14 protein-coding genes are annotated in these 9,348 nt (G+C 64.5%); 8 read left to right on the top strand and 6 right to left on the bottom strand.

The genetic code is table 11. From position 1 onward, the window contains the following. On the top strand, positions 1 to 224 hold a 224-nt coding region (locus Q0L94_RS17385), incomplete at its 5' end, for a hypothetical protein (protein WP_296755848.1). Here the strand turns inward: Q0L94_RS17385 and Q0L94_RS17390 are convergent. From Q0L94_RS17390 to Q0L94_RS17400, 3 genes are read right to left on the bottom strand one after another with little or no spacing between them, the layout of a single operon-like run. Beyond that, positions 221 to 2,044: a DUF255 domain-containing protein gene (locus tag Q0L94_RS17390; RefSeq protein ID WP_296755851.1), complete on the bottom strand. Its 1,824-nt coding sequence runs from the start codon at positions 2,042 to 2,044 to the stop codon at positions 221 to 223. The two genes, Q0L94_RS17385 and Q0L94_RS17390, sit on opposite strands and share 4 nt — an antisense overlap. Next, complete coding sequence (locus Q0L94_RS17395; RefSeq protein ID WP_296755853.1) at positions 2,031 to 2,765, bottom strand: hypothetical protein; 735 nt, start codon at positions 2,763 to 2,765, stop codon at positions 2,031 to 2,033. The genes Q0L94_RS17390 and Q0L94_RS17395 overlap by 14 nt, the downstream gene beginning before the upstream one ends. Next, positions 2,762 to 3,310 (bottom strand): RNA polymerase sigma factor, encoded by a 549-nt coding sequence (locus tag Q0L94_RS17400; RefSeq protein WP_296755856.1) that lies wholly within the window; start codon positions 3,308 to 3,310, stop codon positions 2,762 to 2,764. The genes Q0L94_RS17395 and Q0L94_RS17400 overlap by 4 nt, the downstream gene beginning before the upstream one ends. 143 nt (positions 3,311 to 3,453) lie before the next feature. On the opposite strand from Q0L94_RS17400, the gene Q0L94_RS17405 reads away from it, so the two are divergent. After that, on the top strand, positions 3,454 to 3,909 hold the full coding sequence (locus Q0L94_RS17405; protein WP_296755858.1) for a DsrE family protein: 456 nt from the start codon (positions 3,454 to 3,456) through the stop codon (positions 3,907 to 3,909). Between the two features lie 130 nt (positions 3,910 to 4,039). Further along, a complete protein-coding gene (locus Q0L94_RS17410) occupies positions 4,040 to 5,341 on the top strand; it encodes a porin (RefSeq protein WP_296755861.1) in 1,302 nt (433 codons plus the stop codon). A gap of 61 nt (positions 5,342 to 5,402) precedes the next feature. On the opposite strand, the gene orn is transcribed toward Q0L94_RS17410, so the two are convergent. Next, positions 5,403 to 5,951: an oligoribonuclease gene (orn, locus tag Q0L94_RS17415; protein ID WP_296755863.1), complete on the bottom strand. Its 549-nt coding sequence runs from the start codon at positions 5,949 to 5,951 to the stop codon at positions 5,403 to 5,405. 112 nt (positions 5,952 to 6,063) lie between these two features. On the opposite strand from orn, the gene Q0L94_RS17420 reads away from it, so the two are divergent. From Q0L94_RS17420 to Q0L94_RS17440, 5 genes are read left to right on the top strand one after another with little or no spacing between them, the layout of a single operon-like run. Next, on the top strand, positions 6,064 to 6,372 hold the full coding sequence (locus tag Q0L94_RS17420; RefSeq protein ID WP_296755865.1) for a cytochrome c: 309 nt from the start codon (positions 6,064 to 6,066) through the stop codon (positions 6,370 to 6,372). Positions 6,373 to 6,383: 11 nt separating this feature from the next. Further along, positions 6,384 to 6,725, top strand: coding sequence for a 4a-hydroxytetrahydrobiopterin dehydratase (locus Q0L94_RS17425; RefSeq protein WP_296755867.1), 342 nt, complete (start codon positions 6,384 to 6,386; stop codon positions 6,723 to 6,725). After that, positions 6,706 to 6,849 carry a hypothetical protein gene (locus Q0L94_RS17430; RefSeq protein ID WP_296755869.1) on the top strand — a complete coding sequence of 48 codons (144 nt, stop codon included), beginning with the start codon at positions 6,706 to 6,708 and terminating at the stop codon, positions 6,847 to 6,849. The genes Q0L94_RS17425 and Q0L94_RS17430 overlap by 20 nt, the downstream gene beginning before the upstream one ends. Positions 6,850 to 6,852: 3 nt before the next feature. Then, positions 6,853 to 7,731: a ribosome small subunit-dependent GTPase A gene (gene rsgA, locus Q0L94_RS17435; protein ID WP_296755871.1), complete on the top strand. Its 879-nt coding sequence runs from the start codon at positions 6,853 to 6,855 to the stop codon at positions 7,729 to 7,731. Between the two features lie 33 nt (positions 7,732 to 7,764). Continuing rightward, entirely contained in the window at positions 7,765 to 8,274 is a 510-nt protein-coding gene (locus Q0L94_RS17440; protein ID WP_296755875.1) for a DsrE family protein, read from the top strand. A 39-nt stretch (positions 8,275 to 8,313) separates the two neighbouring features. On the opposite strand, the gene Q0L94_RS17445 is transcribed toward Q0L94_RS17440, so the two are convergent. Together Q0L94_RS17445 and Q0L94_RS17450 are read right to left on the bottom strand one after the other, a co-directional pair. Continuing rightward, positions 8,314 to 8,748: a CBS domain-containing protein gene (locus Q0L94_RS17445; protein ID WP_296755877.1), complete on the bottom strand. Its 435-nt coding sequence runs from the start codon at positions 8,746 to 8,748 to the stop codon at positions 8,314 to 8,316. Positions 8,749 to 8,807: 59 nt separating this feature from the next. Then, positions 8,808 to 9,348: DJ-1 family glyoxalase III (locus tag Q0L94_RS17450; RefSeq protein WP_296755880.1), on the bottom strand; the 541-nt coding region annotated here is incomplete at its 5' end.

Genomic DNA, 9,348 nt, shown 5'->3' on the forward strand with positions numbered 1-9,348 from the left:
CTAGTGTCGTGACTCAGAAATATCGCAACATGAAACGGCGTCTTTTTCCGCATGGCGGCGTTGCTCGTCGTTGCCATAGAGTCGACTATGTCGCCCACCCGCAAGGGGTAGGCCGTGGTTGTAAAGCCGATAAATCGGCAACAACCACGCTCTCCTTGCGCCTTGCCCTGCGAAAAAATCCATCCGTTTCATTACGTCCCCCTATTTCTGAGTCACGACACTAGGGCGGATTGAAAACGCCTTGGTCTGGCTGCGCCTGCGTCAGCACCCGCACGCGGGTGGGATAGGCGTAGGCATCCCGCTCCATCGCCGGCAGGCGCCAACCGGCGGCGGTACGCGCCAGCCGCTGCAGCGCGGGATCCTGCAAGCGCAGGCTGGCCAGGATCAGCACATCGGGCGGTGAATACAGCGCACCGTCGGCCAGCGCCGGCTCGGCCTGCAAGGTGGCCAGCAAGGGCCGCGCTTCGCGTTGCCAGCCCTTCCCGCTCCAGAACGTCTGCCAGGCGGTATGCGCGAGCTGCTGCGCCCGGGCGCGCGATTGCGCATTGCCGGTGGCCTCGGCATGATCGAGCAGCCCTTGCACGACATAGGCGTAGTCCTCCAGTTCGGCCTGCGGCAGTATCTGCCCACGCGCCCTCGCCTTCATCAGCTGCCGGTCCCTGACCAGTTGCGTCAGTAGGAATCGCTGCAGATTGTCGGCGCGCCGACGATAGGCCGGATCGAGTCGAATCGCCTGGCTGAAGGCCGACAGCGCCAGCCCATTCAGGCCGGCATTCAGCTTGTCGTCCTTGGGCAGGCTGCGGGCGCGGCGCAACGGGCGCAGGGTGCGCGCGGCTTCGGCCAGCAGCCGGCGCTCGTCCGCCGTCGGGGTGCGGTATTCCGCAGGCAGATAGCCGTCGTCGAAACTGCGCGCGGCGTCGAGCCGCCACACCCGCTGCGCCGCGGCATAGGCTGCGGGCGACAGGTGCCGTTTCAACTCATCGGGTTCCCACAGATAAGTGGCGCCTTCCCGCCCGGCGGCGTCCACCGCCGAGGTGCTGCTGTACAGGCCGCCGCCCGTATCCAGCAATTCGTCCTGCATGAAATCGAGCGTGCTGCGGGCAATGTCGCGGTAACGCGGCTGGCGCAGCACGGTTGCGGCGCGCAGATAGAGCATCGCCAGATGCGCATTGTCGTAGAGCATTTTCTCGAAATGCGGCGTATCCCATCCGGGATCGGTGGTGTAGCGGAAAAATCCGCCGCCGATGTGATCGCGCAGTCCGCGCGCCGCCATCTGATCGAAGCTCAGGCGCAGGAACTCGGCCAGCCTGGCGTCCGGCTGCCGTGCCTGGCGTTCCAGCAAGGCATGCAGTTGCGGCGCCAGCGGAAATTTGCTGACCTGGCCGAAGCCGCCGTGCAGCGTGTCGGCTTCCTGCCAGGCGCCGGCGACGAACTGCTGCCAGGCGCGTGCGCTGCGTGCGGCCGTCAGCGGCGCACTGACGGGCTCCAGCGCGGGCGGCGGTGCCGCCTGCCGCGCCAAACGCCGGATGCCGGCCGGATCCGATGCCCAGCGTGCGGATAGCTGGGGCAGCAGTGTGCGGAAATCGTCCGGCGGCGCATACAGCACGACGAACACCGGGTAGCCTTCGGGGGTGACGAAGGCATTCAGCGGCCAGCCCGCCACACCATTGAGTCGCGAGGAGAAGTCCTGCAAGGCCTCGTCCAGCCCGTTGTTGAGCTCCCGGTCGACCTTGACCGGGATGAAATCGCGGTTGAGCAGCGCGGCAATCTGCGGGTTCTGGTAGCTTTCGCGCTGCATGACGTGGCACCAGTGGCAGGCGAAGTAGCCCACCGAAACGAACAGCAGCTTGTTCTCGCGCCGGGCGCGAGCGAGGGTGTCGGCATTCCACTCCTGCCAGGCCACCGGGTCGTGGCCATGCAGGGCCAGGTAGGGCGACGGATGGCTGGCCAGCCGATTGACCGGGTCGGCCGCTGCCGCCGCCGCAGACAGCAGCAGAATCAGCAGTGAAACGGCAGCGGTCGTCGCGCGTTCAAACCCGGACATAGGTCCAGCCTTGCTGGAGCCGGGTGACGATTTCGCCGATGGCCGTCGGCGCCGTCCGGGTGGCGGGCAGCAGATCCACCTGCTGTCCCTCGCTCTCAATCCGGGCGATGGACTGGCCGCATGCCACCCAGTGCAGGTTGACATGGCGCTGCTTCATGCGCGCCATGCGCGCGGCGTAGGGGCTGTGGCCCGCGCGCATCAACTGGATACCGCGGCTGTTGGCGATGACTTCAAGTTGCATCGTCCGTCCCTCCCGCTCCGCTTCGTCGAGCAGGCGCTCGGCCTTATCCAGCACCGCCTGCATCTTGTCCGGCGCGGCGCTGTCGAGATGCAGTATGACCCGATTCGGGTCGGCCTCGCGCGCCAGGCTGACCGTCTGATAGCCGCCCAGGACGGCGGCAGGGGCGGCGGCCACCGTAGGCGATTCCAGGCCGCGCAAGGCCCAGCCGCCGCCCAAGCCTGCCAGCAGGACGAGGCTGCCGAAGGCGCAGCGCTGCACGAACCGGCGTCGCGGCATGCGGCGCGATTCCCGGCCGGCAGCAGCCGGCGGCGGCTCGGCATACGCCAGCTTCACCATGCCCCGCAGACTGCGTAGGGCGCAGACGCGCTGCATCAGTTCCGCATCCTCACGCATCCGGGCGACCAGCTTCTCGCTCTCGGCGACGTCGAGTTCACCATCGATGAAGGCATGCAGAATTTCGTCCGAAACGATCAGGCTCATTTCACTCTCCTCAGCTGCGGCTGCGCCGCAGGCTGCCGCATTGCCGTATCCAGCAATTTTTTCAGGCTCGCGCGTGCGCGCGACAGACGGCTCATCACCGTACCGACCGGAATGTCCAGAATTCCGGCCACCTCGGCATAGCCGAATTCTTCCAGATCGACCAGCGTCAGCACTTGGCGCTGCCCCAGCGGCAGGCGCGCCACTGCGGCCCGCACGCAGGCAATCACCTGCTCGCGGTCGCAGCACGCCTCGGGCGACGCGGTGCCGGATTCGAGTTCGTCCTGCCAGTCCTCGACATCGTCGAAATCACGCCGGCTGCGCAGGTGGTCGAGCCAGCAGTGATTCATGATCGCCACCAGCCAGGCCTTCAGCGCCGTCTCGTCGCGCAGCTGGGCACGCCGCACCCAGGCTTTGGACAGCGTTTCCTGCACCAGGTCGTCGGCCAGCGCCGCGTCGTGGCACCAGGCATAGGCGATGCGGTAGAGCACTGGACGCTGCGCCTCGATGCCGGGGCGGAACGGGCCAAACAGGAAACGGCTGATCATGGTCATATCGATGGGACGCGGAACATGGTTCGTTTATTCCAGAAAAATCCGCCTGCCGGAATGGAATAAGCGTGTCACTCCCCGCGTCTTCTTCACAGGCTTCGATAAAGCCGGTTTATTCAATATCAATCAGGAGACTCACCATGACACGCATCCTCGTCCCGCTACTGGCCGTTCTGCTGCTGGCAACCGCCCCCATGGCCCACGCCGCCCCGCCAGCCGAGGCTGCGGCCCCTGCCGCCGGTCCGGAAGAAAAGGTGGTCTATCACCTCAACGACAGCGAAAACGCGATGGTCGCCTTGCGCAACGTGCGGAATCACCTCAACGCCAGCAAGGATGCCCATATCGCCGTCGTCGCCCACGGCAAGGGCATCGACTTCCTGCTCGCCGGCGCGCAGGACAGGAACGGCAATCCCTACGAGCCGGCAGTGCAGGAGCTGAAGGCCAATGGCGTCGACTTCCGCGTCTGCAACAACACCCTGAAGAGCCGCAATCTGGACGCCAGCGCGGTGCTCCCCGAAGCCACCGTCGTCGCGTCCGGCGTCGCCGAAATCGGCCGCCTGCAGGCGAGGGAAGGCTACGTCTACCTGAAACCCTGACCCGAGGTTCCGCCCCGGGCCGCGCACAGGCTCCTGGGAGCGTTCATATCGCCGCACCTGCAAACTGCGGAGCAATCCACGGTTCCGGGCATTCTTGCGTCGTAAACGGCGCACCAAGCAAAGGGATACCATGAATATCAAAAAACTGAGCACCGCGGCGATCCTCGCCGCGAGTCTGCCGCTGACCGCTCACGCCGCGAACTGGCTTCAGGTGCAGGGCAATGAAGCGCCCAACAGCGGTGTTTTCAAGCCGTTCGGATTTTTCCAACCAACGTACACCTACATTGACGCCGACCCGATTCAGGGTCTGCTGGGCGCCGCCGCTCCGTTCAACGGCCAGTACACAGCGCCGAACCGCGTCGGGCCAAGGCTGGATGACAACAAGGAACTGCAATTCAACCGCGCCCGACTCGGCGTGCGCGGAAATCTGATTCCCGGCAAAATCAACTATTTCGCGCTGGTGGAAGCCGGCAAAAACGCGATCACCTCCCAACGCAACCTGATGGTGACCGATGCCTCGCTGACCTTCAATTACATTCCCGGCGCCCGCATCCGGGCCGGCCTTTTCAAACTGCCGACCAGCGAGGAGGCGCTGGTCGCGGTTCATATAGCCTCCCCCTATGTCTATTTCAGTAACGCGACGACCAGCCTGATGGTGGAGAGCCGAGTTCGCTCGACGGGCGCGGTAAACACGTCTGGCGCATCGAATGCCGCGGTCACCAGCGGCGGCTCGGGGTTCCGCGACATCGGCATCCAGGTCTACGACTGGTTCAACCGTGGCGACTGGGAATTTTCGTACGCGCTGATGCTGTCCAACGGAAACGAAATCGGGGCGCTCTCGGATGACGACGGCCACAAGGACGTCACCGGCCGGTTGCAGACTTCCTACGTGTTCAACAAAAGCAAGGGACCCAATCGCGAGGACGCCTCCGTATGGCTGTGGCGGCAGCAGGGCGAACGCAAATTCGGCAGCAGTTCCTTCGATCGGATACGCGAAGGCATAGGCGCACGATACAAGCAAGGCCCTTGGCATGCCTCGGCCGAATATATGCGCGGCGACGGCATGATCGTCGCCGGCCCCAACCCGCCTTTCCCGGGCCAGCCAACCCAAGTCGGTCTCAACGAAAAGGCCGACGGCTGGTACATCGAAGGAGGCTGGCGTTTCCACAAGGACTGGGAAATCGATCTGCGCTACGACGCGTTCAACCGCATGACCGAAACCGCCGCACTGGAACGTGAGTTCACAACGACCACGCTGGGCGCCAACTGGTATTTCTACAAGAATACGCGGCTGACGCTGAACTACGAATGGCGCGACCTGAAAGTGAGCCACCCCCTGGCCATCCCCGCCGGCGCGCAGCGCAGCAATGCAGAGCTGATCGCGGACAACCTGGGCGACCGGGCAAGCCTGCAGCTGACCTGGCTCTTCTGATCACCGCCGCGGGCATCGTGCGCACGACGCCCGCCTCTGGCGGCATCGCGCCGCCTGTCCGTTACGCCTGACGGATGAAGTGCTCCCGGTAGTATTTCATCTCGTCGATGGATTCGTAGATGTCGGCCAGCGCTTCGTGCTTGCTCGCCTTCTTGAACCCTTCGCACAAGCCCGGACGCCAGCGTTTGGCGAGTTCCTTCAGCGTGCTGACATCCAGGTTGCGATAATGGAAGAAGGCTTCCAGCTGCGGCATGTGGCGCGCCATGAAGCGGCGGTCCTGGCAGATGGAATTGCCGCACATCGGCGAAGTCCTGGCCGGCACGTGCTGCTTCACGAACGCCAGCATCTGCGCCTCGGCCTCGGCCTCGGACAGCGCGGAAGCCTTGACGCGGTCGATCAGCCCCGACTTGCCGTGCGTGCCCTTGTTCCAGTTGTCCATCGCATCCATCACCGCGTCGGGCTGGTGCACCACCAGCACGGGGCCTTCGGCCACGGTGTTGAGGTCGGCGTCGGTGACGACGATAGCGAGTTCGATGATGCGGTCGGTGTCGGGCGACAGGCCGGTCATTTCCATGTCCAGCCAGAGCAGATGCGTGGGGTTCAGTGCCATCTCGGGTTCCTTCGAAAAACAGGCCGCCATTCTCGCACACGAGGTGAACGGCGCTGGCGCAATTGCCGCCCTGTGACGATAATGCAAGGAACAATCAACCGGAGTCTCGATCATGAAAACCCTGACCGCCTTGTTCTGCGGCGTGCTGCTGGCGAGCGGCGTGCATGCCGCACCGTTCGCCAAGGGCGACCCCAAGACCGGCAAGCAGTTGCACGACAAGGCCTGCCTCAGCTGCCACACCAGTATGTTCGGCGGCGACGGCAGCAAGATCTACACGCGCGCCGACCGCAAGGTCAAAACCGCACAGCAACTGGCCGCCCGCATCTCCGCCTGCAACGCCAACACCGGAACCGGCTGGTTCCCGGAAGACGAGGCGCACGTCGCCGCCTATCTCAACCAGCAGTATTACAAATTCAAGTAAGGAGCCCCGCCATGAGCACCATCGTCGAAGAACTCGTCCGCAAGAAATGCGCGCCCTGCGAAGGCGGCGTCGCCCCCTTGACCGATGCGCAGGTTGCGCCGCTGCTGAAGGGCCTGACCGGCTGGCAGCGCGACGGCGAGAAAATCGCCAAGGAATACACGTTCAAGGATCACTATCGGACCCAGGCGTTCGTCAACGCGGTGATGTGGGTGTCGCATCGCGAAGATCACCATCCCTTCCTGCTGGTCGGTTACAACACCTGCCGCGTTGAATACTGGACGCATGCGATCGGCGGCCTGTCGGAAAACGATTTCATCTGCGCAGCGAAAGTCGATGCACTCCTGGACATTTGACGCAGAGGGAATCGTTTCGGCGCAGGCGCATGTGAGCAAAGCGAACGTCAAGGCGCTTCGCGCCGGCCGAAGCCCAAGCGATTTCATCTGCGCGGCCAAGGTCGACGCGCTGTCCGACCTCTGAGGCATGGCCCTCCTGACCGGCCAGGTTGTCGCGGCGTTCAGCCGCCGTTTCATCGTTGCGACTGCCGCCGGAGAACTGCCTTGCCAGGTCAAGGGCCGCCATCTGCGCGCGGTATGCGGCGACCAGGTCGAGGTCCGGCGCGACGGCGATGCCGGGGTGATCGAGGCGGTGCTGCCGCGCGCCAGCCTGCTCTACCGTTCCGACGCCTTCAAATCCAAGGCCATCGCCGCCAATGTGACCCAGCTTGCGGTGGTGGTGGCGGCACGACCGAGTTTTTCGATGGAGCTGGTGCAGCGCTGCGTCCTCGCCGCCGAAGACCAGGGCATCGCCAGCCTGCTCGTCCTCAACAAGGCCGACCTGCCGGAAACGCCGGCCGCGCGAGAGCGACTGAACCTGCTCACCCGCATCGGCTATCCGCTCGTCACCCTGTCGGCGCTGTCCGACGTGACGCCCTTGCAGTCTGCCCTGCGCGGCCACACCACGCTTCTGATCGGACAGTCCGGCATGGGCAAGTCGACCCTCATCAACGCGCTGTTTCCGGGCACCGATGCGGTGACCGCCGAGTATTCCGAAGCGCTCGACAGCGGCCGCCACACGACCACCCACACCCGCCTGCACCGGCTGGATGCCGACTCGGCGGTGATCGACTCGCCCGGCCTGCAGGAGTTCGCCCTGCAGCACCTGGATGCCGGCGCCCTGGCACACGGCTTCGTCGAATTCCGCCCCTATCTCGGACAATGCCGTTTCCGCGACTGCAAGCACGAGACCGAGCCGGGCTGCCGGCTCCAGGAGGCCGCCGCCGCGGGCGAGATCGACCCGGCGCGGCTCCAGCTGTTCCGGACCCTGCGCCGCCTGCAGCAGAACGCCGCCCAGCGCCTATAAAACAGGCACGACCGGAAAAACGAGGAGATCGCCGTGAAATCCATCCTGGTTTCGTTAATGCTGTTGTGGCTGGGCGCGATCGCGCCGGCGCAGGCGGCCGGCAAATGGGTGGCCACCCCCTATGCCCCCCCCAAGGTCATGTTCGAGTTCTATCTGGACGACCCGCAGAAAATCGGCAGCGCGCTGTACTGGGTGCGTTCGCTGATGAATCCGCTGATGGAAGCGCCTTACAACTACTCGCCCGAAGACATGAACATCGTGGTGGTCATCCACGGCACCGAAGTGGTGACGGTGGCGACAAAGAACGAGGCGAAATATCAGGAAGCGGTCGACCGCATGCGTTACTACGCCGACCTCGGCGTGTCGTTCAAGGTGTGCGGCCAGGCGGCCGAGGACTTCGGCTATGCGGTGGCGGACTTCCAGGATTTCATCGAAGTGGTGCCCAACGGCATCGTCGAGCTGGCGCACTGGCAACAGCAGGGCTATGCGCTGATCGTGCCGAAAATACTGGAGAAGACCATCGACATCGAGTCGATCCGTTGATCGCCTTGGGCAGGGCTACAGGCCGAGCGAAGGGCCGCCTTACTCGGGCCAGTGCTTGATGTAGCGCTTCAGCAGGCTGTTCTCGAAATTGGCTTCCTTGAGGCAGGCGCGCGCCACGTCGTGGAAGGAAATGATGCCAAGCAGCTTGTTGCCGTCGAGAATCGGCAGGTGGCCGATGTGCGATTTGGTCATCACGTCGCGTGCGTAATCCACCGAGTCGTCGGCATTGGCCACGACCGGCTCGCTCACCATGATGGTGCTGACTTCGGCATCCTTCAGGTCGCCGCCTTGTTTGAGCATGCCCTGCACCACATTACGCTCGGTCAGGAGCCCTACCATCTCGCCATTTTCCAGCACCACCAGCGAACCCACCCCCAAGCCCACCAGCTTGGCAATGGCGCTGGAAACCGGATCGGTCGGCGCAATGCTGTGAATGTCGTCGCTTTTGAGCGTGAGGATTTCGCGAATCTGCATGGTGGTCTCCGGGGCGATGTAATGTAGGCCGAATGATAACAACGGCGGAGCGTGGCCAGCTACGGCCTGACCAGCGCAGCTTCAACCTGCTGGCGCTTTTCGCTGCCGGTCAGCACTTCCACCAGCGCCAGCGCAAAATCCATTGCCGTGCCGGGGCCGCGCGAGGTCAGCACCTTGCCGTCCTGCACCACGGCAGCGGCGCTGACGGTCACACCGGGCAGCGCATCGAGGAAGCCGGGATAACTGGTCGCCTGCTTACCGTCGAGCACGCCGGCTTCGGCCAGCACCATCGGCGCGGCGCAGATGGCGGCGGTGTATTTTCCGGCGGCCGCCATTTTTTCCAGCAGCACCAGGATGCGTGCATCTTCCTTCAGATGCGACGCACCCGGCATGCCGCCCGGCAGCACCACCATGTCGTAGTCGTCCTGCAAGGCCACGTCGAGCGTGACGTCGGGTACCAGCTGCACGCCGCGGCTGGCCTTGACGATGCCGGGCTTGAGGCCTGCCGTCACCACCTCGACGCCGGCGCGGCGCAGCAGATCGATGATCGTGACGGCTTCGAGTTCTTCGCAGCCGTCCGCCAGGGGAACCAGAACCTTG

Source organism: Thiobacillus sp. (genome assembly GCF_024708915.1).

Coding starts and splice junctions, on each gene's coding strand:
- Q0L94_RS17390 (WP_296755851.1), bottom strand. CDS start 2,044: ATGTCCGGGTTTGAACGCGCGACGACCGCTGCCGTTTCACTGCTGATT.
- Q0L94_RS17395 (WP_296755853.1), bottom strand. CDS start 2,765: ATGAGCCTGATCGTTTCGGACGAAATTCTGCATGCCTTCATCGATGGT.
- Q0L94_RS17400 (WP_296755856.1), bottom strand. CDS start 3,310: ATGATCAGCCGTTTCCTGTTTGGCCCGTTCCGCCCCGGCATCGAGGCG.
- Q0L94_RS17405 (WP_296755858.1), top strand. CDS start 3,454: ATGACACGCATCCTCGTCCCGCTACTGGCCGTTCTGCTGCTGGCAACC.
- Q0L94_RS17410 (WP_296755861.1), top strand. CDS start 4,040: ATGAATATCAAAAAACTGAGCACCGCGGCGATCCTCGCCGCGAGTCTG.
- orn (WP_296755863.1), bottom strand. CDS start 5,951: ATGGCACTGAACCCCACGCATCTGCTCTGGCTGGACATGGAAATGACC.
- Q0L94_RS17420 (WP_296755865.1), top strand. CDS start 6,064: ATGAAAACCCTGACCGCCTTGTTCTGCGGCGTGCTGCTGGCGAGCGGC.
- Q0L94_RS17425 (WP_296755867.1), top strand. CDS start 6,384: ATGAGCACCATCGTCGAAGAACTCGTCCGCAAGAAATGCGCGCCCTGC.
- Q0L94_RS17430 (WP_296755869.1), top strand. CDS start 6,706: ATGCACTCCTGGACATTTGACGCAGAGGGAATCGTTTCGGCGCAGGCG.
- rsgA (WP_296755871.1), top strand. CDS start 6,853: ATGGCCCTCCTGACCGGCCAGGTTGTCGCGGCGTTCAGCCGCCGTTTC.
- Q0L94_RS17445 (WP_296755877.1), bottom strand. CDS start 8,748: ATGCAGATTCGCGAAATCCTCACGCTCAAAAGCGACGACATTCACAGC.